Genomic DNA, 21,339 nt, shown 5'->3' with positions numbered 1-21,339 from the left:
CCGTGATGGATCGTTATCAGCGACAAACCATGTTGCCGGAAATCGGCGAAACGGGGCAGCAGCGCTTACGCGCGGCACGGGTGCTGGTAGTCGGCGCAGGCGGACTCGGTTCAACCGTGCTGCCGTTGCTGGCTGGTGCGGGCGTGGGGTTTATCCGTCTTTACGATGGCGATCGGGTTGAGCTGCATAATCTTCATCGCCAGACGCTGTTCGGCATGGCGGATATCGGTGAGCCAAAAGTGTCAGCCGCCCGGCGGGCGCTGATTCAGCGCAATCCTGACTGTGAGGTAGACGCGCGGGCGCAGGTGTTAACGGCCAGCCTGCTGCCAGAGGCGCTCGACGCGATCGATCTGGTTATTGATGCGGCTGATAACTTCGCGATTACCTATCAGCTGTCGGATGCCTGTCTGCTGCGAAGCCTGCCGCTGGTCTGTGCGTCGGTACTGGGTCGCAAAGGGTACGTCGGCGGTTTCTGCGGCGGTGCGCCCGGCTATCGTGCGCTGTTTCCGCAACTGCCCACCACGGCAGGTAACTGCAACACGGCGGGCGTGATGGGACCGGCGGTGGCGACGCTGGGCGCTTTGCAGGCGCAGATGGCGCTGAGCCTGTTGCTGAAGCTGACGCCCTCTCCGCTGGGTTGCATGATCCACTGTGATTTTATCAACTGGCATCTGCGGCAGTTTCGCTTTGATGATGCGCCGGAACCGGCATTGCCTGGCATACCTTTTATCGATCTGCCGATGCTGACCGACGGGGACTGTATTGTTGAATTGCGCAGCCGGGAGGAAGCGCCGGTCAGCGTGGCAGAGAAGGTGCAGCGAATCCTGCCGCAGCAGATAGCGGACTGGCAGCCGCCCGCGGATCAACGCATCGTGCTGGTGTGCGCCAGCGGGATGCGTGCGGCACAGGCGGCGGAGCTGTTACAGGCACGCGGTTTCCCGCGCCTGGCACTGATGGCCGCCAACAGCCTGTAGCGCAAATCAGCCGAAGTGAATCAGATCACTTCAACCAGCTGGAAGGTTTCAAACACCAGTTCCATCTCGGGATGGAAATAGCCTTCCCGCTGGAAAAAGCGTTGATGCTCCTGTTGCCAGTATTCCAGACTGAGATCGCCTTCGCCTTCCAGCATCGCCATCTCAGGCGTGACGCGGTCAAAGCGGGTCAGGAACAGACCGGTAGTGCGGATCACGCAGACCGGCCGCTGTTCACCATTGAGGATAATGCTGTGACGGCCCGGTTCAGGTTTGTCTTCATCATCCTGCCAGCTGTGCAGTGAACCACAGCTGGCAACTTTTTTTCCGGCAATCACCAGCGTCGCCAGCTGGCTGGCGAGTTCAGGTGAGTCGCCGAGCGATGCCGCATTTGCATCCGGATATTTGTCTTGCAGTTGTTCCAGCGTCATTGCCATCAGGAAATCCTCGATTCAGGGCAGCATCTGGCGACGGTTCTGCGCATTACGACGGGTAAGCGCGAAGCAGGCCAGCGGGACCGGTAGGGTAAACAGCAGCAGTAACCACAGCAGGACATAAACCGCGTCCACACCATCATTCTGCAAATTGTTGTACAGCTTAACCGGCATCCCCTGCGGAAAATAGGCAAAAATCATCACGATACCAAATTCCCCCATTGCCCGAACCCAGGCCAGCGCCACTGCGGTGGCTAAGCCTGACGATGCCAGCGGTAAGGATAACCGCCAGAAGCGTTGCCACGGCGAGGCGCCCAGCGTCCGGCCTGCCTCCAGAATCACCACCGGCACGTCGGCAAAGGCGGCGCGTGCCGCCATCACAAAATAGGGCAGGGCGCCGTACCACTGTGCCAGCACAAAGGCGGCAGGATTGTTGGTCAGCGCAATACCGGCCCGCGCCAGCAGTGAACCGGCCGGGCTGTAAGGTCCCCAGGCGCTGACCAGTAAGATGCCCATCGCCAGCGGTGGCGTCAGCAGCGGGATCAGCACCAGCAATTCAGCCACCAGCCGGGGTTTACCGCGCGCCTGCGCCAGCCACCAGGCCAGCGGCAGGCCACTGAGGATCACCAGCATCAGGGAAACGGCACCGAGAACCAGCGAGGTGGCAATGGCGTTGTTGTCACCCCACGCCAGCCGGAAGTGAGTCCAGTGAGTCAGGCCGATCAACGTGACAAACGGGACGGCCAGCATCAGCAAGGCGGGCAGAGAGAGCCACAGTGCAGTGGCCGGCGGTCGTCTCATGGCCAGATCGCATCACCTTTGGCGGCGGCGTAACCATATTGCTGAAACAGCTGCTGACCCTGTGGGCTGCGCATAAAGTCGATAAAAGCCTGACCGGTCTGTTCGCCGTGTGGTGCGTTTTTCAGCACTGCTGCGTAATAGACCAGCGGTTGGGTATGCAGCGTTTTGTCATGGCCCTGACTGTCTTTCAGCGTGAAACTCACGGTGTCGTACCACTGTTTCGCCTCGGCCGGATTGCTGAGATTGATGGCGTCCGGCAGGGACAGATAAGGCAGGTGCGCTGAACGCACTTCACTTTCATAACCCGCTGCCGCATCCACCTGACCGCTTTCCAGCCGCGTCAGCAAGCCGCCTTCAAGGTTAACCTGCGCCGGATTTTGCACCCCGCCCATAATCTTCTCTGCCATACCCGGCTTCTGGTAAAACTTCTCTGCCAGCAGCAGAGTAAAAACAATATTCTGACCTTTAGGATCGTTGACCGGATCGGTGCGGCCAAATTTTAGTCCCGGCGTCGCCAGCAGATCCAGCCAGCGGCTATCGTTGCCGTTTAACGCAGCAAACTGTTGGGCATATTTTCCTTTCGGGTTATAGGCAATCACCATGCTGGTGCTGGCAACCGGAACCGCGTTATCGATCAGTCCGGCCTGTTTCAGAATGCGCATCGGACCCGGCGTAATCGAAACAAACACATCGGCGGTCAGTTTCTTACTGGCCAGCAGGCGTGCCATTCCGTAAGCGCCCTGTCCCTGACCCTGATAATGGCTGTTCTGCTGACGGGCGAAGGAGGGCCCAAGACCTTCATCCATCACCTTGCCCATTGAGCCCGCATAGGTAACGTGAATATCGTTACCGGCAAGCGCCGAAGCGGTTAAACCCATTCCCAGTAAAAGCGCCGAATATCGTAAAAAAGCCATGTCGTTTCTCGTTATATAAAAAAGTAGATAGCGATTATCGGAACTGAAACAACGACAGGCAAGCGGGAAATTATTGCGAAATATAGCCCGGCGTCGGGTGGTCTGAATTTCAGCCAGGAAAAGGCAGGTTGATCGGATCATGCCGCCAACTTGTATTAGTGAGATATGAACACCTGAATGGTTGTCAGAAAGCACTGAATTTTTCGCCCGATGCACAAACAGGCAGCGATCGGTCGCGAACCCGTCATCACAGCACAGGAACCAGCTAAAAAGTCAGCCACATCATTCAGTTACGCGCGCAGAAAAACTGTTAAAAAAATCGCCGTTTGAACCGAACTGGCGGCGTAAAACGAGACAACGCGCGACAAAAAGATTTAAACTCATCGGCTTTTGGAATTCTGACGGCCTGGCCCGGCGCAAGCGTTAAGAAGCAGCTATAGTTATCACCAGACTTCAGAGCCATTAACTTGCAGACCCGATGCTGCGATACATTCCGCTATACCTTTGCCCGGAGCCAAATAGCGTTAAAAGAGGTTAATTTTGCAGACAGATCTCTCCTGGAAAACTCTTCACCACATCATTAATCAGACCATCTCTGACATGCTGGATGAACATCAGTCGATTAACGTCTTGTCTCTGCGGGCGAGGCTGCGCGAACTGGCTGAAAAGGAAGAAGATGAGATGCTGGTGTTGTGTTACTGGCAGGCGAGCAAAATTCTGATGCGATTACCGGCCACCGTGACGGCCAGCCAGCTGATGTCCGCGGCGCGTCATGCTTTCCGCACTCCCCTCAATCACGACCCGCTCTGACCGCTCTCGCGCAGCATCCGCTGTGCGGCAGAAAAATTCCGCATTTAACCGATGAAAGCTGCACATTAACAGCAGCTTATGACGGCTGTCTGTTGCTAAGCTGACCCTTGAGTTGCCCACGTTATCCCCCGGCGATGCATTCATCCGTTGATTGAGGAAAGAGAATGAGTATCAAAAGTTATGCCGCTCTTCATCCCGGCGAAGCGCTACAGCCCTATGAATACCAGCCCGGACCGCTGCAGTCAGAAGAGGTTGAGGTCGCGGTAGAATACTGCGGCATCTGTCACTCCGATCTCTCAATGATTGATAATGCCTGGGGTGGATCGACCTATCCGCTGGTGGCGGGACATGAGGTGATTGGCCGCATCGTGGTATTGGGCGACGGTGCGCAGCAAAAAGGGCTGCATATTGGTCAGCGCGTCGGCATCGGCTGGACGGCGAAGAGTTGCCACTATTGCGATGCCTGCCTGAGCGGCGATCAGGTTAACTGTCGGCGGGGAAAAGTCTCCACCATCAATAATCATGGCGGATTTGCCGAACGACTGCGGGCGGACTGGCAATGGGTGATCCCGCTACCTGAGGCGCTGGATGCTGCCAGCGCAGGCCCGCTGTTATGTGGCGGCATGACGGTGTTTAAACCGTTGCTGATGCACAACATCACAGCCCTTAGTCATGTCGGGGTCATTGGTATCGGCGGCCTGGGTCACATGGCGATCAAAATTCTGCGCGCGCTGGGGGCCGAGGTTACCGCATTCAGCTCGACAAGCGAAAAGACGCCGTCAGTGCTGGCGCTGGGGGCAAATCAGGTGGTCGACAGCCGCGATCCTCAGGCGCTGACTGAGCTGGCGGGGCAGTTTGATTTAATCATTAACACCGTTGCGGTCGATCTTGACTGGCAGCCCTATTTTACCGCCCTGGCGCCGCATGGAAAATTTCATACGCTGGGTGCGGTGATGACGCCGTTCAGTGTGCCCGCCTTTAACCTGATTGTCGGCGATCGCAGCCTGAGCGGTTCTTCTACCGGATCGCCGGTTCAGCTCCGGGCGCTGTTAAAACTGGCGACCCGCGCCGATATCGCGCCGGTAGTGGAGTATTTTCCGATGTCGCAAATCAATCAGGCGCTCGATCATCTGCGTGCCGGGAAAGCCCATTATCGCATCGTACTGAAGGCGGATTTTTAATTCTGACGCCTGAGTTTGCGGCTGCTTCGTTCAGGCGCCGCTGTTTTTCCTGAACTCTGTTAAAATTGACCTTTACGCCACTTTGCAGGATGCATGTTCGGGAGAAACTATGTTGTGGATTTGGAATGCCCTGATTGTTCTGGCCACCGTTATTGGCATGGAGATAACGGCTGCGCTGGCACACAGATATATCATGCATGGCTGGGGTTGGGGCTGGCATCTTTCACATCACGAACCGCACAAAGGCTGGTTTGAACTCAACGATATGTACGCGGTGTTGTTCGCCGGGCTGGCGATTCTGCTGATTTATCTCGGCAGCATCGGCGTCTGGCCGCTGCAGTGGATCGGCGCGGGCATGACGGTGTATGGCCTGCTCTATTTTATGGTGCATGACGGGCTGGTGCATCAGCGCTGGCCGTTTCGCTATATTCCGCGTCGCGGCTATTTCCGCCGTCTCTATATGGCGCACCGGATGCATCACGCAGTGCGCGGTAAAGAGGGCTGTGTGTCGTTTGGCTTCCTGTACGCTCCGCCGCTGTCAAAGCTGCAGGCGACGCTACGGGAACGTCACGGCGCTAAAGCGGGCGCTGCCAGAGATGTGCCGGACGAGGAGCATGACGCGCCAGCCGGGAAGTAATCGCCTGGCCTGAAGCCGCCACCAGCAGCGCCAGTTTCTCGGGTGTGCTGGTGGACTGGCGCTGATCCCACGCCTGCTGACCCGCCTCATCGACCTTCATCCCAATCTTACGGTACACCTGCTTTGCCGTGGCGATCGCCCATGCCGAGCGCAACGGTAAGCCGGCTAAACCTGCGGTGGCGGAGTGATAATAGGGTTCCGCGTGCTGCACCAGCCGCCGCGCAATCCGGCTCAATGCCTGACGATGTTCAGGCGCGGCCAGGTTTTCTGTGGTTAATCCTTCTTCAGCCAGCCACGCCGCTGGCAGATAGCAGCGGCCCGCTTGCGCATCGTCGACAATGTCGCGCGCAATATTGGTCAGCTGAAAGGCCAGGCCTAAATCGCAGGCACGATCGAGCGTTGGCTTATCGCGCACGCCCATGATCTGCGCCATCATCAGACCCACCACGCCCGCTACGTGATAGCAGTAGCGCAGGGTATCATCCAGCGTCTGATAACGCGCACCGCGCACGTCCATCGCAAAACCGGCCAGATGATCAAAGGCATAAGCAGGCAGGATATCGTGCGCCATCGCGACTTCCTGAAACGCGGCAAAGGCCGGTTCATGCATCTGCGAGCCGGCGTAAGCCTGGCGCGTTTTCATCTCCAGCTGCGCCAGCCGCTGTTCAGGTGATTGCAGCGAAGGGGTATCGTTGCTGAAACCCAGTACCTGATCGTCAATCACGTCATCACAGTGGCGGCACCACGCATAAAGCATCAACACGCTGCGCCGGGTTTTGGCATCAAACAACTTCGAGGCGGTGGCAAAACTTTTCGATCCCACCTCCATGGTTTCAACGGCATGATCGAGTAATGACGCATTATTCAAGCCAGATCCTCCAGCATTAATCCCGCTGTCGCTTTCGCCGATCCAATCACGCCGGGAATGCCCGCGCCAGGATGGGTACCTGCGCCAACCAGATAGAGATTGTTGATATGCTTATCGCGGTTGTGCGGCCGGAACCAGGCACTCTGAGTCAGGATCGGCTCCACCGAGAAGGCGGAGCCCTGATACGCATTCAGCTCATCGCGGAAATCAAACGGCGTGAACATCCGATGCGTCACCAGCTGGCTGCGCAGGCCTGGCATGTAGTGCTGCTCAAGATAGTCAAAGATACGGTCGCGCAGTTTCGGGCCTTCGACGGCCCAGTCGAGATCGGCGGTGCCGAGATGCGGCACCGGCGCCAGCACGTAGTAACTGCCGCAGCCCGGCGGGGCAAGCGACGGATCGGTGACGCACGGCGCATGCAGGTAAAGTGAAAAGTCCTCAGCCAGACCATCGCGATTGAAAATTTCATCGATTAATTCGCGATAGCGCGGCCCAAAGCAAACGGTGTGGTGCGCGAGCTGATCGTGATGATGATTCAGGCCAAAGTAGAGCACAAACAGCGAGTTACTCATTCGTTTGCCCTGCAGGGTTTCTCCCTGCGCGACCGATGCCGGGTGCTGACTCAGCAGATCGCGGTAGGTATGGACCACGTCGGCATTGGAAGCCACAGCGGTGGTCGGCAATACCCGCCCGTCCTGAAGGTGAACCGCAGTGATCTTATCTCCGGCGGTTTCCAGTCGGGCGACTTTGGCATTCAGCTCCACTTCCCCACCCAGATCTTCAAACAGCTTCACCATGCCCTGTACCAGCGCACCGGTACCACCGCGCGGGAACCAGACGCCCCATTCACGCTCCAGCGCATGGATCAGGGTATAAATCGACGAGGTGGCAAACGGATTTCCACCCACCAGCAGCGAGTGAAAAGAGAACGCCTGGCGCAGATGCTCATCTTCGATGTAGCTCGCAACCTTGCTGTAAACACTGCGCCATGCCTGCAATTTAGCCAGCTGTGGCGCGGCGCGCAGCATATCGCGGAAGGATAAAAACGGCACGGTGCCGAGCTTCAGATAACCCTCGGCAAACACCGCGCGCGAATAGGCGAGGAAGCGGCGATAGCCTTCAACGTCACGCGGATTGAAAGCGGCAATCTGTGCCTCCAGCGCTGGCTGGTCATTGTCGTAGCTGAAGACCTTGCCAGACTCCCAGCACAGGCGATAAAACGGTTTCACCGGCAGCAGTTCGACATAATCGGAAAGCTGCTTACCGGCCAGCGTGAACAGCTCTTCGATGGCGCTGGGATCGGTAATGACCGTCGGGCCAGCGTCGAAGGTATAGCCCTGATCCTGATAAACATAGGCCCGACCGCCTGGCTTATCGCGCTGCTCCAGCAGTCGGGTCGGGATGCCTGCAGCCTGAAGGCGGATCGCCAGCGCCAGGCCACCAAAGCCTGCGCCAATAACTGTGGTTCTTTTCATTGCATCGCCTGTTGACGGTGAGGAGTCATAACAGCCTGTAACGCCGCCAGTACGGGAACCGGTGGCTTGCCGCTTAAAATGCGCAGCCGATCAGGCAAAGTGAGTTTTCCCGCATAAAAACGGGCGATCAGGCCTTCCGGCAGGCCGTAAAAACGTTGCATCACCTGCCAGCGCTGGTCAGCCGGACCGGCCAGAAACAGCATCCGGTTCAGCATGCGAAAGAAGCGCTGTTGCTGCCAGGCCTGGCTGGCGAAGTGTTGAATAGTGGCGTGCAGCGTATCCGGGTTAAAGGTGGTCATCTGCGCCAGCCGATCGGCCAGCGCCACCGCCAGCGGCAGGGAGTAACCGGTGGTGGGATGAAACAGCCCGGCGCGCAATCCGCTGCACGGCAGATCGCGGGTCTGCCAGAAGGTGTCAATGTCGCCGGTCAGGGTAATCGGCAGCGCACCCTGTTCTTCACGCAGCAGCCGCGTTAACTGCCAGCCCTGACGAGCAGCATAGTCGCGAATATTTTGCCGCGCGCGATCGGCGCTCAGCGTGGCGTCATCAATATAGTGGGTATCTTCAATCAGCAGGGTATCGGCTGAGAAGGGCAGGCTATAGACAAAGCGGTAACCTGCCTGTTGATCGACCGTTGCATCCATAATGATCGGCGTGGTGAGACCGTGCGGCTGGCTCAGTTGCCACTCCTGCCCGACAAACGCCTGAAATCCCATGCGTAACGCCGCATCCGGCTGATAACCCCGGCCATCAATCACGGCGCTGGCCTCCAGCACACGGCCATCGGCCAGGGTTACCGAGCGTGACGCCACGCTTTCAACCGCGGTGTTCAGCAACAGATGCTGTTGAAAACGATCGCGCATCACCTCCGCGAAGCGCTCGGCGGTCACGCAAAAATAACCGCTGTTGAGGCTGCGGTGGCGCTGGGGAAAACGCACCTGATAGCCCGGCCAGTGATGAACCACCAGCGGGGCGATCCAGCGGTGCTGGGTTTCGCTGAGATCCTCGGCGTGAAACGACCAGGTATGATTAGCACCGGGCTGGCTCTCAGCCTCAATCAGCAGAATACGCAGTGACGGATGTTGCTGGCGCAGGCGTAACGCGATTAAGCCATTCGCCAGCCCGCCGCCGACCAGAATCAGATCATACGACGGCATAATCCCTCCGGCTCAAAACGGGTCTGCGGGTCAGCATCGCCTGTTCGACAATGTCTGCTGCCAGCGCGGTGCCGCCCGCCGTGGTAACGGCGTGACGCATCCGGCTCATCTGTTGCCGGTAGCTGTCGTCATCAAGCAGCGCCTGCAGTTGCCGGGCCATAGCGTGGCTGGTGGCGAAACGGGAAACGCGCCGGCCCACGCCGTGATAAACGATGCGTGCGGCAACGCCAGGCTGATCAAAAGCCAGCGGAATCGCCAGCAGCGGCGTCAGATGATTGATGGCGTCCAGCACGGTATTCATGCCGCCGTGGGTAATCGCCAGATCCGCCTGGGATAAGGCGGCAGCCTGGTCGGCGAAATCGACCACCTGCGTCTGGCTGCTACGCGCCAGCTTCTCGGCCTGAAACGGTGTCAGGCGACCACAGTGCGCCAGCAGCAGCTGGGCATCCAGCTCCTGACAGGCGCGGACGACAGTTTTGAATAAGCCGTAACGGTGTCCCTGCAGCGTGCCGAGCGAGGCAAAAATGCGCGGCTTATCGCCGTGTGGAAAGTAGCGTGGCGCAGGTGATGACGGCGGCTTAATGGCGCGCAGTGGACCGACCGCGTGAAAATGGTCTGGCAGCGCCTGGCGCGGAAAATCAAATTCCGGAACCAGCTGGCTGATCTGGGCCAGCGGTGAAAAACAGTGATGCAGTTTTTCCCGCGGCGCTAATCCCAGCGCATGGGCATTGCGGGCGATGACCCGATCGTGACGCCGCATCAGCCAGTCATAAATTTTTTCACTGGTACGATAACGCTCGCGCGCCGCATCGCTGGTGCCATAGTCAAACGGCATCACCGCCAGCGGAAAATCGGCTTCACGGTTAAGCGGCAGGGCGCAGGCCACCGACACATAGGGCAGATCCAGCGCTTCCGCCGCCAGCGCGCCGGCCGGTTCCATCTGATCAACAATCACCCCATCCACCGCCAGCGTGTTGAGCACCATCGGCAGTTCACGACACAACATATCGCTGGTACGGGCCATTTCGTTGATCAGTTTCAGCATTGACGGACCCAGCGGATGCGCCGCCAGTTGCAGCGTATGCGCCAGGCTGCCGGCCGGATGGCTGGCTAGTCCCAGCGGGAAAAAACCGATATCACTGTCGTTGAGTAATGCCCTGACGTCAGTTTGCTGGATAAACGTCACGCGATGACCGCGTGCAATCAAGGCCTGGCTGAGATGCTGAAGCGCCCGGACGTGGCTGAAGAAAGGCGGCGCAATCACCGCAAAGTGGCTCATGCAGCATCCTTAACTGACGGCAGCGAGTTTTTTCTCAAACCAGGCCTGAATGAAATGTTGTGTGGCGTAACCGTCATGGCAGGCCAGCAGAAGATGTTCGCTGGCGCAACGCAGATGGTCTCGCAGGCGATTTTCCACCGCCTGAGCACCCAGCAGATTGACCAGCGTTGATTTGCCCGCGTCCTGATTGATATCTTTACCGGTATCACCCATGCCATCGGTTAAATCATCCAGCAGCTGAAAGGCCTGCCCGAGATTGAGTGAAAAGCGATGAAGCTGCTCGCGCACGTCATCTGACGCACCGGCGGCAATGGAGGCCATCTGCATCGAGGCACAAAACAGGGTGCTGGTTTTAAAGTGATTGGTCATCAGAATGGCGTCAGCGCTGCGTGGTTTATCCCCTTCGGACAGGTCTTTAAACTGGCCCTGCACCAGCCCCTGCATCCCGATTGCATGGGAGAGTTCGCTGACCGCCTGCGTTCGGGCGCTGGCCGACAGGCTTTCCGCCGTCGCAATCACACCAAAGGCTTTGCTCAGCAGCGCGACCGCCGCCAGAATCGCCACATGCTCACCATACTGGCAATGAATGGTAGGACGTCCGCGCCGCATCAGCGCGTCATCCATACAGGGCATATCATCCAGAATAAGCGAAGCGGCGTGGACCATCTCAACCGCACAGGCGAGATCCAGCAGGCCGGTCGGACTGGCTTTACAGCCGAGATCGCGTGCCGCCAGCAGCAGCAGCATCGGACGAATACGTTTACCCGGTGCCAGCGCGCCTTCGCGCATTGCCGCACCAACAAAATCACGTTCACCTTCAACCGGCAACAAGGCGTCGAGCCGTTGCTCAATATCGTTCAACAGATTTGCTGCATCGCTGTGTGTGGAATTGACGTGTTTTTCTGCGCAGACCGTCATTAAGGCTGTCCTTATCTACAGAGGAATTCACAGCAGGTCGAAATGATTCGATGCCATCTTTAATAATCGTCCCCGGCTGCCATAGCATAGTTGGCAGGTTTTCAAAGAACGGCGGGTAAATCCATTCAAACAATAGTAGTTGAGGATCGCGAAAAAGTTGGGAAATTCAGCAGCATTCAGCGTTTCTTTACCTGAATTTTCACCTGGCACAGACGCCGGATTAGCCGAGTAAACGACGCAGCTCGCTGATTATCCCGGCGACCTCTTCAGCGCTTAATGCACCATCTTTAGCGAAGCGAACTCTGCCCTGACGATCAATCACCGCGACCGCCGCGTTGCCCGGTTTGAGCTGCCAGCTGTGGGCTGTCACGCCGCTGTTATCAATAATAAACTGCTGCCACGGCGCGGCTTTCTTGCTTGAGGCGATGCTGCGAACCACAAACAGACCGCTGCCGGGCAGGGCATCGTCGGTATTTACAATGGTGGTGGTCTGGAAACCCTGACGCGGCAAATTCGCCTGCTGGATCGCCTCGATTAATCCTGCGCTCTGCTCTTTGGCCGACAGGCGACCCGCAACATGAATAATTAACCTGACTTTACCGGTCAGGGTCTGGCTATTCCAGCGCTGGTAATTAATCTCGTCATGCTCGATGACCATCTCGCCTTTATCGGCAATGTAAACCGGGGGAACCGGCTGACCGGGAACCAGAGTATGTGCGCAACTTAATGCTGAAACAAATAGCAGACTCATCAATCCATAACGGCGCACGGTATCCTCACTTCTTGGTGGTTTGGCGGTCGGCTGCGGGCAATTTCAGTAACAGGCAGATGATTAGTAACACATCTCTGTTTCAGATCAATAAAAGCATTTAAGAAATGGACCGAAAATGCAGGCTGGTAATCCGTTCAGGAGGTGAGAGATGAGTACAGCATTAATGACATTACCTGAATTTGCCCGTTATATTGGCATCGAAACACCGACGCTGGCGCGTGCGTTTTGTTGCCGTGGATCGCTGGCCGGCGTGCCGCTGCCCCAGGCGATGGATGATGCGCCGCTGACTCAGCGTCACTGGCTGCGCGACGATGTGCGGCAGTTCAACCATATATTCAGGCGGGTTCAGGCGATGCAGCAGCAACGGCCGCAGTAACGCCGCGATCAGAACCATAGGTTATTAGCGCGGGAACGATTCCCGCGCAGGGTTATACCACGCTGTCAGGTTTAACCAGAAAGCAGATCAGGTTGGCGTCACGGTCACCAACAATTTCCAGCGCGTCATCAACGCCACTGACGGCGTCACCGCGAGACAGCCGCTCCTCACCGATCCGAATCACGCCCTCCAGCACCGTCATGTAAGCGACAAAACCCGGCAGCGACGGCACCTCAAGCGTATGACCACGCTCCAGCAGCGCGTCGTAGATGTACGCATCCTGCCGCAGCTCCAGCGGGGCGTCAGAGGTTTCCGGCCCTGCCAGTTCGGTCCAGCCGTTGGCCATAATACCCTGATCGCGCTCCAGCACCTGGGTCATGCCTTCGCCGCCGCGCTCAGCCGGTCGGATCACCGCCTGCAACAGTTCCGCCTCATACAGCGGAACCGACTCTTCATACTGTACGCCATCACCGGCGTTGACCAGCATCACCCGCTTTGCAGAGAGCGAGGTGCTTTCACCGTTACTGTCCTGATGGCGCATCGATCCACGCCACAGATAGGTAAAGACCTCTTCATCGCGATGCAGCTGCATCGGAATACGGGCATCGAGTTTCAGCGTCATCAGGTCAACGCTGACCAGTGGGCTTAACGCCTCGCCGGGGCGCTGGCGGCGTACGGTAAAAGGTCCGTACTCAAACAGTTGTTCAGGATTAGCACGCACGATGTTCATGATGGGCTCTTTTATAAGGGGTCGATAACAATGATGATAGCGGTTACGCAGGGAATGAGAAGCCGGCAGATTTGCCGGGCCTCGTCAGTTAATTTGAATAACGGATTGCCCGCCGTTGAGACGGGCAACCGGTTTTATTTGCCTTGTTCGTCGCTTTCGCCCAGGAAGAAATACCACAGCGGAATCGATAACAGACCGGTGAAAACCGTGGAGTAAAGCAGGATCATCATCGCCTGGGTGATGTACATGGTCAGTGACCAGCTGCTGAACGGGATCTGATACTGATCGATGACACCGCCGATCATCGCGTTCGCCATCACGGTTATGACAATCAGCGCCAGTACCGTCACGCTGCGCAGAAAATAGCGCATCTCTTTGCGTTTATTGGCGAAGCGCGCCTGAATAATCGCCAGCGGTGACTGCTTATCCGGCGCAGTATCGACGCGCTGTTCCGTTGCGCGCTGCGCACGACGCCAGCGCTGGATATCGATCAGCACCATAATCAGCAGGCTGATCCCCATCAGCGGCAGCGCGTAGCCCAGTGCCAGTACCAGAATCAGGCTGGCACCCTGAACGTAGCGCGGCAGCGCCAGCCAGGCTGACAGCAGCGTCTGCGACGGGCTAATCTGCGGCACGGCCGGACGACGCATCCACCACATACGGTAGCCCAGCACGATCATCGCACAGAGTCCGAAACCGAACAGTGCCAGAATCAGCTGGTTGGGCAGGCCAAACAGCACGCCCATGTGCGCATCCACGCCCCAGCGGGTCAGTTTTGCCACCAGCGGGAAGTGAGCAAACTCCACCCGATCGACCAGGCTGAAATCGTTGGGATTGATCGAGACCGCATCGACCTGGCTCGGCCAGCTGCGATCAATCTCAGAGATGGTCCACGCCTGATCAGCTTTTTTCGGCTGACGTAACTCCAGCTTGCTGGCGTGCAGACCGGCGTCACGCGCGGCGTCCAGTGCGCGATCCCAGTTGGCATCCGGCTGATTTGGCATCACGGGCGCGGCTTTTCTGGCCGGCATCGCCATATTGGCCATTGTCATGCCTTCACTATTTCCGCGGTGGTCAGCATGGGGATCGGCGGCCGCAGCAGGCGTGTCACCGTTCAGCGCGGTGGTAACCTGCGGCGTCATCCAGCCCAGATCGCTACGCATTTTTTCAATATTGCTGCCGGCCCACTGTGACCAGGTCAGCCCGGTGACAGAGAAGAACACCAGCCCGATCGCCAGCACCAGGCCCAGCGTAACGTGCCAGTGACGGGTCGCGGCGAAACCGCGACGCGGTTTTCTGGCGGCACGTCGGGGCCGGGTTCCCAGCCACAGCACGATCCCCCCAAGTGCCGCGACCCACAGCCAGGAGGCAGCGAGTTCGCTGTAGTTACGGCCTGCGTCGCCCAGCAGTAACCCGCGATGTAGCTGATCGAGCCACATCCGCAGCGGCAATACACCGCTGGTGCCATACACCGTCATATCACCCTTAACCTGCAGCGTGTAGGGATCGATAAACAGCGAGCGGGATTCCGACGGGCCGAGGTCGCGGCCGGTGAACTGCACCCGGGTGGTATCCTGCGGACCGGGGGCCGGACGAACGGCGTAAATGCGGGCGTTTTCACCTGCGCGCTGGCGGGCAGCGGCGATCTGCGCCGACAGCGGTTTTGCCACGCCCTGCGCATCCGTGGTTAAGGCGTCATGGTAGATCGCCTGCTCAAGCTGCGGCGTCAGAACGTAAAGCGTGCCGGTCAGCGCGGCGACAAAAATGAAGGGCGCAATGAACAGGCCAATATAGAAATGCAGGCGGCGAAACAGATTCAACACCGTGCCGTGCGGTGCAGGTGTTATTTCCTGAGAAGAGGACATAGATTCCACACTTTTCAAAAGACAGAACAGAGCTTCTGACGCCATAACGCGTAAGAAGTCGGGGTCAAAAAACAGTGAGGTTCAGCGTCGGCAACGGAGGCGCACGGGGACGATGGGTACGCAGAAAACGTCGCCGCCGCGGTGGATTGATTGCGGGCGGCGGCGGTGTCCGCCAGATCAGACACATCCACCAGATAAGCGGGGTAAACACCCACAGCATCAGCGGGACATGAATCAGTAAATCACAGTAGCCACAGGCGAAACCCGGCTCCATCATCATGTCGTGACCTGGCATCGACATGTCGCTGTGCTGCGCCATCATCGTCCTGTCGCTGTGATGATGCATCATCGGCATCTCGTCACTGATGGCGGACAGACGCTGCTGGCTGGCGTGATGCTCTGCCAGATTTTTGGAGACCATCGGCGCAACAAACAACAGCAGCACGGCCAGGATCGCAATACCGGCAGTGAGTCGTTGTCTGAAGGCAGTTCTATGCATGATTTACATCAGGGTCAGGGGTCACCATTGAGGGCGGCAGTGTAACGCGAAGGGGGTAAAAGGGTTAAATAAAGTGGCGATAATCCTGAAAAAATTCGCACAGTTTGAACATATTCACTTTAATTCCGCTGTCATTTAACCTGTTCGTTACTCATGAAATACATAAGACTAACATTGCTGCGCAACCAGACGCTGACTGGAGGCGCTTATTGCTGTTAACAAAGGATGAAATATGAAAATCGTGATGCTGGATGGTGAAACGTTACCGCTGCCGCTAACCGCACCGCCAGGCTGCAGTGACTGGCAGGTGCGTGGTCATACCGCAGAAAACGCCATCGTAACGGCGCTGCAGGATGCCACGGTGGCGATCACCAACAAAGTGCCGCTGCGTGCCGCCACGCTGGAGCAACTCCCGTCGCTGCGGTTTATCTGCGTTGCGGCGACCGGCTATGACTGTATCGATATTGATGCCTGTCGCGCGCGCGGCATCGTGGTAAGCAACGTGCCGGGCTACTCGACACAGAGCGTGTCGGAAGGCGTGATTGCCGCCATTTTTGCCCTGCGTCGTCAGTTACTGGATTACGCCACCAGCACGCGTACCGCGTGGCCTGAAGCGCAACATTTTTGTCTGCATCGCCAGCCGATTCAGGACATAGGCGGCGCGACGCTGGGCATTATCGGCAAAGGTGACATTGGTCAGGCCACCGGAAAACTGGCGCGGGCGTTGGGCATGAAGGTTCAGTTCGCCGAGCGCAAAGGCAGTACGTCGCTGCGTGACGGCTATGTCAGTTTTGAACAGGTGCTGGCGACCAGCGATATCCTCTCGCTGCACTGTCCGCTGAGCGAACAGACCCGACAGCTGATCGACCGTGAGGCGTTAAGTCAAATGAAGCCGCAGGCGCTGTTGATCAACACCGCGCGCGGCGGGCTGATCAACGAGGAGGATCTGGCAGAGGCGCTGCAACAGGGCCGGATTGGAGGAGCAGCGCTCGACGTACTGAGCAGCGAACCGCCTGCCGCCGATAATCCGCTGCTGCGGCCTGGCCTGACTAATCTGTTGCTTACGCCGCATATCGCCTGGGCCAGTCAGAGCGGCGTACACAATCTGTTGCAGGGCATCACTGCGAATCTGGTGGCCTTTAGTCAGGGCCAGCCGATCAATGTGGTGAGCTGATTCAGAAAATCGAACGGCCCAGTTTATCGGTCAGACACTCCAGCGCGGCAGTTCCGGCCAGCGAATTGCCCGCGCTATCCAGTCCGGGTGACCAGACCGCGATGCTCATCTCTCCGGGAATGACCGCAATAATCCCGCCGCCGACGCCTGACTTGGCGGGCATACCGACGCGCCAGGCAAACTCGCCTGCGCCATCATACATGCCGCTGGTGATCATCAGGGCGTTAATCTGCCGTGCCTGACGAGGGGTAATCATCCGGCTGCCATCCAGCGTCACTCCCTGATTCGCCAGATAGACAAAACTGCGCGCCAGTTCGATACAGTTCATCGACAGCGAGCAGTAGTGGAAATAGGTTTGCATCACGCTGGTGACGTCGTTATCAAAATTCCCGAACGATTTCATCAGCCAGGCGATAGCGGCGTTGCGCGCGGAATGCTCGAACTCAGAGCGGGCGACGTGGCGATCGTAATTGATATCCGGCTGCTGACTCAGCTGACGCACGATCTCCAGCATCCGCTGACGCGGGGCGGTCAGGCGGCTCTCCAGCAGGTCGCAAATCACCAGCGCACCGGCATTGATAAACGGATTGCGCGGCTTGCCCTGTTCCAGTTCAAGCTGCACCAGCGAATTAAACGGCTGGCCCGACGGCTCCTTGCCGACCCGCTGCCAGATTTCGCTGTCGTCATAGCGGGTCAGCGCGACGGTCAGTGACAGCGCTTTGGAGATCGACTGAATCGAAAAGCGGGTTTCCGCATCGCCCGCCTGATACAGCGTGCCGTCGCGCAGGCAGACGGCAATCCCTAAGTGGTCAGCGGCAACGTCCGCCAGCGCCGGAATGTAATTGGCCACTTTCCCCTGATGCACCAGTGGACGCACCTGGTCCAGCACTTCCTGTAGCAGTTCATGACTCAAATCGGACACGCACGCTTCTCCCGTCGATAATGGCTGGCCGGGATGATGAGTCTCCGCGGCCAGCGAATCAAGGCTAATTTTTGCCGCTGTGAACCATGCCGAAGCGCAGCGTCAGCTGATGGGCTTCGACTGAGCGGCGAGCGGAGCCAGCAACATCTGCAGCAGGCTCAGCCCGGTCAGCAAGGTGAAGGGTAAGGTCCAGTTGCCGCTGTAGTCGTGCAGTACGCCAAAAAACAGCGGCCCGAGCGCCGCCAGCGCGTACCCGACGCACTGCGCCATACCCGACAGCTGTGACGCCTGGCGGTGGTTACGGGCCCGCAGATTAAATAATGAGAGGCAGAGTACCAGCGACGCGCCCGCGCCGAGCCCGGCCAGCGTCAGCCAGGCCAGCGCCGCCTGCGGCAGCAACAGCAGGCCCAGCATCCCAAGAAAGATGGCGGTGGAGGCAATAAAGGCGGTCAGCCGGGCATCCCTGACCCGCTTCAGCGCCACCATGCAGCCAAGATTGGCGACGATCGCTATCGCCTGATACCAGAACAGCAGCCATCCCGCAGCAGCCTGACTAAAACCATTGGCCTGGGCATAGAGCGTGAACCAGTCAATCAGGGTATAAAACGCCAGCGACTGCAGCGCCATAAACAGCGCAATCTGCCAGCCACCGGGCGACCGCCAGGGATGACGATGCGCCACCGTATCTGAGGCGGGCGGCAGCGTGGTGGCGTGACGGCGTAACAGCGGCAGCCAGGCGATCAGCGCCACCAGCCCCGGCAGCGCCCAGACCACCAGCGACAGACGCCAGCCCGCCGGCGACAGCTGACTCAGCGGCACCGCCACGCCCGACGCCAGGCTGGCGGTAATTGACATGGTGGCGGCATAAAGACCGATATATTTCGCGGTGCGGGCGGTAAAGTCGCGCTTGATCAACGGCGGAAGCAGCACGTTCGCTGCCGCGATGCCGGCACTCAGCAGCAGCGTGCCGCCCCATAATGCCGCTTCGGCAGGCAGCCAGCGCATCAGTGAACCCACAGTAATCAGGCACAGCGCGCCCCATAAACTGCGTTCCAGCCCGATACGGTTGCCCAGCCAGGCCGCCAGCGGCGCCAGCACAGCAAACAGCATCAGCGGGATAAAGTTAAACAGGCCCGCTTCACCGGCGGTCAGGCCAAACGTCAGGCGAATATCCTGCAGCACCGGACCCACAGCGGTTATCGGCGCACGCAGGTTAGCGGCAGTGAGTAGCAGAACGAACAGAAAAAAAGCGGCACTGGAAAAGCGCGGCTGAGAGGTGGAAACGTGTTGAGCTGGGGTCATCAGGATAATCGTCACGGGCAGCATTGCTGCGGGGGCGTTGATTGACGTTAACGCTTACGCATCAGAATTGATGTCTGGACGCTACTTTACTGACCGCTCTTACCACTGTAAAGCCTTGTTATCCGTTCATATTTGCGCCGTCACGCTTTAAGCCACCTGCACGCCATGATGCAGCAGCAGGTGGCGGCGCAGCGGTTCAGTGAAATTCAGGTTCCGGGAAGTGGCCGCAGTCGTTTTGGCTGGGATTGGTACCGGGTGGGCAGGTTTGCTGGCGGGTTTCACCGGCGGGCACCGGTTTTTCATTACCCGGTTGGGCACTACAGGCGGTCAGGGCAGTGATCACCATCATCAGGCTGAGAAAACGCATATCCGCTCCTTAATTGAGATTTTCATGAGCAAACAAACGTCGGTGGCCAGGCGATATCCGGCCAGAGGCGTATACCCTCAGTGTGGTGGGAAAGGGTAAATTGTCAATTAAAACAGGGCAAACATCAGCGCGACCGGGAAACTCATCGGCCAGGTTGCGCCGACTAAAAATGCGCTCAGCAGTTTAATGCTCAGTTTATCTTTAGCGATAAAGAAGGTGATCAGCGTAGCGACCAATGCAACAACGGCATAAAAAATTAGCATACCCTGGTACAGTGTCATCGATCTCTCCGCAGCGTCATTAAGGTTTTCGCAGCGCATGATGCGGATTTTTGTGATCCAGATCAAGTCAAACGCCCTTAAAAATCTAAAGAAACTGCACGCTAAACGGGGCAGTAAAATGAGGAAAGATCGGGCGATTTCAGGCTGAAACCGGGCGGTTAAAAAGCGGTTGAGGCGTTGCCGGCTGCCGTTGGCTGAGGTGAAAGCGTTGTGGCGAAGCAGAATTAAGGAACCGGCCCGCAACAGCAGGCGGACCGGTTTACATGCAGCCCGCAGCGCGGGCGGCAACAATCGACGTTAGCTCTGAAGATACAGCGCCATCACCTCGTCCAGATTTGGCTCACGCGGGTTACCACCGGTACAGACATCATCCAGCGCCGCCTGGGCCAGCGCGGCAATATCCGCATCCTGCAGGCCAACTTCCCGCAGTGAGCGTGGAATGCCGACATCACGGCAGAGCTGCCTTACCGCTTCCACCGCCGCCTGCCGCGCCTGATCGAGCGACATCGAATCCACCTGCTTCACGCCCATTGCGCGGGCGATATCGCGATATTTCTCGCCGGTCGCCGGCGCATTCCACGCCATCACCTGCGGCAGCAAAATCGCGTTGGCTACGCCGTGCGGCACGTTATAAAACGCGCCCAGCGGATGCGCCATGCCGTGCACCAGCCCCAGCCCGACGTTGGAGAATCCCATGCCGGCCACATATTGTCCCAGCGCCATCTGCTCCACCGCGTCGATGTTGCCCGCCACCGAGTCACGCAGCGAGTGGCTGATAATCTCGATCGCCTTGAGGTGCAGCATATCGGTTAACGCCCAGGCACCACGGGTAATGTAACCTTCTATCGCGTGCGTCAGGGCATCAATGCCGGTCGCAGCTTTGAGCGAGGCGGGCATACTGGCCATCATCTCGGCATCAATAATCGCCACTTTAGGAATGTCATGCGGATCAACGCAGACAAATTTGCGGCGGTTCTCTTCGTCGGTGATGACGTAGTTAATCGTCACTTCCGCCGCCGTACCGGCGGTGGTCGGAATGGCAATAATCGGCACGCAGGGGTGGCGAGTGGGCGTGACGCCTTCAAGGCTGCGCACATCTTCAAACTCAGGATTATTGATAATGATGCCGATCGCTTTGCTGGTGTCCTGCGGTGAACCGCCGCCAATGGCGATCAGATAGTCGGCACCCGACCGTTTAAAACACTCCACTCCTGCCTGTACCACCCGAATAGTAGGGTTCGGGACAACCTCATCATAGAGTGCCCAGTCGAGCTGATGTTGCGCCAGTAAATCCGTTACCCGCTTGAGTGCACCGGCTGCCACCAGCGCTTTATCCGTGACGATTAGCGCTTTACGCATACCACGACGCTGAACCTCTTCCGGTAAATGGCGTAACGCACCTGCGCCAAACCAGGCGGTCTCATTCAGAATCATACGTTGGGTCATCAAAACATCCTCTGTTAACAAATGAATTTTTACCTTCCGTGTTTAATCAGTGCAGTTCTGCGCATAAGCTCTCAGAAAAAGGTAAAGACATTTGATAAAAATCAATCAATTAACGAAAAGTGTTTCGACTGGCGGGCAGACGTGCTGCAGACCGCCCGGT

General features: G+C 58.0%; 23 protein-coding genes. 6 read left to right on the top strand and 17 right to left on the bottom strand.

Going from position 1 to position 21,339, the window contains the following annotated elements; all coding sequences use genetic code 11:
• Positions 1 to 5: 5 nt before the first annotated feature.
• Positions 6 to 974, top strand: coding sequence for a HesA/MoeB/ThiF family protein (locus WFK59_RS15440; protein ID WP_336756267.1), 969 nt, complete (start codon positions 6 to 8; stop codon positions 972 to 974).
• A 20-nt stretch (positions 975 to 994) separates the two neighbouring features.
• Here the strand turns inward: WFK59_RS15440 and WFK59_RS15435 are convergent, their stop codons facing one another.
• The 3 genes from WFK59_RS15435 to WFK59_RS15425 are packed head-to-tail and all read right to left on the bottom strand — an operon-like array spanning position 995 to position 3,084.
• Complete coding sequence (locus WFK59_RS15435; protein ID WP_233988575.1) at positions 995 to 1,408, bottom strand: ASCH domain-containing protein; 414 nt, start codon at positions 1,406 to 1,408, stop codon at positions 995 to 997.
• A gap of 15 nt (positions 1,409 to 1,423) precedes the next feature.
• A complete protein-coding gene (locus WFK59_RS15430) occupies positions 1,424 to 2,206 on the bottom strand; it encodes a molybdate ABC transporter permease subunit (protein ID WP_336756265.1) in 783 nt (260 codons plus the stop codon).
• Positions 2,203 to 3,084, bottom strand: a complete 882-nt coding sequence (locus tag WFK59_RS15425) for an extracellular solute-binding protein (RefSeq protein ID WP_442956317.1) — start codon at positions 3,082 to 3,084, stop codon at positions 2,203 to 2,205. Before WFK59_RS15425 ends, WFK59_RS15430 begins: the two co-directional genes overlap by 4 nt.
• A gap of 576 nt (positions 3,085 to 3,660) precedes the next feature.
• Here WFK59_RS15425 and WFK59_RS15420 point away from each other — a divergent pair.
• From WFK59_RS15420 to WFK59_RS15410, 3 genes are all read left to right on the top strand, one after another.
• Complete coding sequence (locus WFK59_RS15420; protein WP_233988578.1) at positions 3,661 to 3,930, top strand: hypothetical protein; 270 nt, start codon at positions 3,661 to 3,663, stop codon at positions 3,928 to 3,930.
• 164 nt (positions 3,931 to 4,094) lie between these two features.
• Complete coding sequence (ahr, locus tag WFK59_RS15415; protein ID WP_336756263.1) at positions 4,095 to 5,111, top strand: NADPH-dependent aldehyde reductase Ahr; 1,017 nt, start codon at positions 4,095 to 4,097, stop codon at positions 5,109 to 5,111.
• A 109-nt stretch (positions 5,112 to 5,220) separates the two neighbouring features.
• The gene (locus WFK59_RS15410) at positions 5,221 to 5,748 is read left to right on the top strand and encodes a sterol desaturase family protein (protein WP_233988580.1); all 528 of its coding nucleotides are present in this window, start codon (positions 5,221 to 5,223) and stop codon (positions 5,746 to 5,748) included.
• Here the strand turns inward: WFK59_RS15410 and crtB are convergent.
• The 6 genes from crtB to WFK59_RS15380 form a co-directional block, all read right to left on the bottom strand.
• Complete coding sequence (crtB, locus tag WFK59_RS15405; protein WP_233988581.1) at positions 5,687 to 6,616, bottom strand: 15-cis-phytoene synthase CrtB; 930 nt, start codon at positions 6,614 to 6,616, stop codon at positions 5,687 to 5,689. The two genes, WFK59_RS15410 and crtB, sit on opposite strands and share 62 nt — an antisense overlap.
• The gene (locus tag WFK59_RS15400) at positions 6,613 to 8,091 is read right to left on the bottom strand and encodes a phytoene desaturase (RefSeq protein ID WP_336756262.1); all 1,479 of its coding nucleotides are present in this window, start codon (positions 8,089 to 8,091) and stop codon (positions 6,613 to 6,615) included. Before WFK59_RS15400 ends, crtB begins: the two co-directional genes overlap by 4 nt.
• Entirely contained in the window at positions 8,088 to 9,248 is a 1,161-nt protein-coding gene (gene crtY, locus WFK59_RS15395) for a lycopene beta-cyclase CrtY (RefSeq protein WP_336756260.1), read from the bottom strand. The genes WFK59_RS15400 and crtY overlap by 4 nt, the downstream gene beginning before the upstream one ends.
• Positions 9,235 to 10,527 (bottom strand): glycosyltransferase, encoded by a 1,293-nt coding sequence (locus WFK59_RS15390; RefSeq protein ID WP_336756259.1) that lies wholly within the window; start codon positions 10,525 to 10,527, stop codon positions 9,235 to 9,237. The genes crtY and WFK59_RS15390 overlap by 14 nt, the downstream gene beginning before the upstream one ends.
• A gap of 9 nt (positions 10,528 to 10,536) precedes the next feature.
• A complete protein-coding gene (locus WFK59_RS15385) occupies positions 10,537 to 11,445 on the bottom strand; it encodes a polyprenyl synthetase family protein (RefSeq protein ID WP_233988585.1) in 909 nt (302 codons plus the stop codon).
• Between the two features lie 220 nt (positions 11,446 to 11,665).
• The gene (locus WFK59_RS15380; protein WP_233988586.1) at positions 11,666 to 12,196 is read right to left on the bottom strand and encodes a YtfJ family protein; all 531 of its coding nucleotides are present in this window, start codon (positions 12,194 to 12,196) and stop codon (positions 11,666 to 11,668) included.
• A 169-nt stretch (positions 12,197 to 12,365) separates the two neighbouring features.
• On the opposite strand from WFK59_RS15380, the gene WFK59_RS15375 reads away from it, so the two are divergent.
• Positions 12,366 to 12,593 (top strand): hypothetical protein, encoded by a 228-nt coding sequence (locus WFK59_RS15375; RefSeq protein WP_336756256.1) that lies wholly within the window; start codon positions 12,366 to 12,368, stop codon positions 12,591 to 12,593.
• A gap of 52 nt (positions 12,594 to 12,645) precedes the next feature.
• On the opposite strand, the gene WFK59_RS15370 is transcribed toward WFK59_RS15375, so the two are convergent.
• The 3 genes from WFK59_RS15370 to WFK59_RS15360 all read right to left on the bottom strand — a co-directional run bounded on the left by WFK59_RS15370 (position 12,646) and on the right by WFK59_RS15360 (position 15,687).
• Positions 12,646 to 13,323, bottom strand: a complete 678-nt coding sequence (locus WFK59_RS15370) for a pirin family protein (protein WP_233988588.1) — start codon at positions 13,321 to 13,323, stop codon at positions 12,646 to 12,648.
• 134 nt (positions 13,324 to 13,457) lie between these two features.
• Positions 13,458 to 15,188 (bottom strand): DUF2534 family protein, encoded by a 1,731-nt coding sequence (locus tag WFK59_RS15365; protein ID WP_336756254.1) that lies wholly within the window; start codon positions 15,186 to 15,188, stop codon positions 13,458 to 13,460.
• Between the two features lie 64 nt (positions 15,189 to 15,252).
• Positions 15,253 to 15,687: a DUF2946 domain-containing protein gene (locus WFK59_RS15360; RefSeq protein WP_336756253.1), complete on the bottom strand. Its 435-nt coding sequence runs from the start codon at positions 15,685 to 15,687 to the stop codon at positions 15,253 to 15,255.
• A 232-nt stretch (positions 15,688 to 15,919) separates the two neighbouring features.
• Between WFK59_RS15360 and WFK59_RS15355 the strand changes: the two genes are divergently transcribed.
• Positions 15,920 to 16,861 (top strand): D-2-hydroxyacid dehydrogenase, encoded by a 942-nt coding sequence (locus tag WFK59_RS15355; RefSeq protein WP_336756252.1) that lies wholly within the window; start codon positions 15,920 to 15,922, stop codon positions 16,859 to 16,861.
• 1 nt (position 16,862) lies between these two features.
• On the opposite strand, the gene glsB is transcribed toward WFK59_RS15355, so the two are convergent.
• The 5 genes from glsB to fucO form a co-directional block, all read right to left on the bottom strand.
• Complete coding sequence (gene glsB / locus WFK59_RS15350; RefSeq protein ID WP_262287735.1) at positions 16,863 to 17,783, bottom strand: glutaminase B; 921 nt, start codon at positions 17,781 to 17,783, stop codon at positions 16,863 to 16,865.
• Between the two features lie 102 nt (positions 17,784 to 17,885).
• On the bottom strand, positions 17,886 to 19,085 hold the full coding sequence (locus WFK59_RS15345; protein ID WP_233988648.1) for a CynX/NimT family MFS transporter: 1,200 nt from the start codon (positions 19,083 to 19,085) through the stop codon (positions 17,886 to 17,888).
• Positions 19,086 to 19,281: 196 nt separating this feature from the next.
• Complete coding sequence (locus WFK59_RS15340) at positions 19,282 to 19,452, bottom strand: hypothetical protein (RefSeq protein WP_233988649.1); 171 nt, start codon at positions 19,450 to 19,452, stop codon at positions 19,282 to 19,284.
• Positions 19,453 to 19,559: 107 nt separating this feature from the next.
• On the bottom strand, positions 19,560 to 19,733 hold the full coding sequence (locus WFK59_RS15335; protein WP_008924737.1) for a GhoT/OrtT family toxin: 174 nt from the start codon (positions 19,731 to 19,733) through the stop codon (positions 19,560 to 19,562).
• Between the two features lie 297 nt (positions 19,734 to 20,030).
• Positions 20,031 to 21,179: a lactaldehyde reductase gene (gene fucO, locus WFK59_RS15330; RefSeq protein ID WP_233988650.1), complete on the bottom strand. Its 1,149-nt coding sequence runs from the start codon at positions 21,177 to 21,179 to the stop codon at positions 20,031 to 20,033.
• Positions 21,180 to 21,339: the final 160 nt, after the last annotated feature.

It is taken from the genome of Pantoea sp. USHLN298, from assembly GCF_037149395.1.
Classification (GTDB): domain Bacteria; phylum Pseudomonadota; class Gammaproteobacteria; order Enterobacterales; family Enterobacteriaceae; genus Pantoea; species Pantoea astica.
Note: the sequence above shows the minus strand (reverse complement) of the source record. Positions and strands in the feature narration are given on the sequence as shown.

Coding starts and splice junctions, on each gene's coding strand:
- WFK59_RS15400 (WP_336756262.1), bottom strand. CDS start 8,091: ATGAAAAGAACCACAGTTATTGGCGCAGGCTTTGGTGGCCTGGCGCTG.
- WFK59_RS15435 (WP_233988575.1), bottom strand. CDS start 1,408: ATGGCAATGACGCTGGAACAACTGCAAGACAAATATCCGGATGCAAAT.
- WFK59_RS15370 (WP_233988588.1), bottom strand. CDS start 13,323: ATGAACATCGTGCGTGCTAATCCTGAACAACTGTTTGAGTACGGACCT.
- WFK59_RS15385 (WP_233988585.1), bottom strand. CDS start 11,445: ATGACGGTCTGCGCAGAAAAACACGTCAATTCCACACACAGCGATGCA.
- crtY (WP_336756260.1), bottom strand. CDS start 9,248: ATGCCGTCGTATGATCTGATTCTGGTCGGCGGCGGGCTGGCGAATGGC.
- WFK59_RS15425 (WP_442956317.1), bottom strand. CDS start 3,084: ATGGGTTTAACCGCTTCGGCGCTTGCCGGTAACGATATTCACGTTACC.
- WFK59_RS15375 (WP_336756256.1), top strand. CDS start 12,366: ATGAGTACAGCATTAATGACATTACCTGAATTTGCCCGTTATATTGGC.
- fucO (WP_233988650.1), bottom strand. CDS start 21,179: ATGACCCAACGTATGATTCTGAATGAGACCGCCTGGTTTGGCGCAGGT.
- WFK59_RS15360 (WP_336756253.1), bottom strand. CDS start 15,687: ATGCATAGAACTGCCTTCAGACAACGACTCACTGCCGGTATTGCGATC.
- WFK59_RS15410 (WP_233988580.1), top strand. CDS start 5,221: ATGTTGTGGATTTGGAATGCCCTGATTGTTCTGGCCACCGTTATTGGC.
- WFK59_RS15440 (WP_336756267.1), top strand. CDS start 6: ATGGATCGTTATCAGCGACAAACCATGTTGCCGGAAATCGGCGAAACG.
- WFK59_RS15335 (WP_008924737.1), bottom strand. CDS start 19,733: ATGACACTGTACCAGGGTATGCTAATTTTTTATGCCGTTGTTGCATTG.
- WFK59_RS15345 (WP_233988648.1), bottom strand. CDS start 19,085: ATGACCCCAGCTCAACACGTTTCCACCTCTCAGCCGCGCTTTTCCAGT.
- WFK59_RS15380 (WP_233988586.1), bottom strand. CDS start 12,196: ATGAGTCTGCTATTTGTTTCAGCATTAAGTTGCGCACATACTCTGGTT.
- WFK59_RS15390 (WP_336756259.1), bottom strand. CDS start 10,527: ATGAGCCACTTTGCGGTGATTGCGCCGCCTTTCTTCAGCCACGTCCGG.
- ahr (WP_336756263.1), top strand. CDS start 4,095: ATGAGTATCAAAAGTTATGCCGCTCTTCATCCCGGCGAAGCGCTACAG.
- WFK59_RS15340 (WP_233988649.1), bottom strand. CDS start 19,452: ATGCGTTTTCTCAGCCTGATGATGGTGATCACTGCCCTGACCGCCTGT.
- WFK59_RS15430 (WP_336756265.1), bottom strand. CDS start 2,206: ATGAGACGACCGCCGGCCACTGCACTGTGGCTCTCTCTGCCCGCCTTG.
- WFK59_RS15365 (WP_336756254.1), bottom strand. CDS start 15,188: ATGTCCTCTTCTCAGGAAATAACACCTGCACCGCACGGCACGGTGTTG.
- WFK59_RS15355 (WP_336756252.1), top strand. CDS start 15,920: ATGAAAATCGTGATGCTGGATGGTGAAACGTTACCGCTGCCGCTAACC.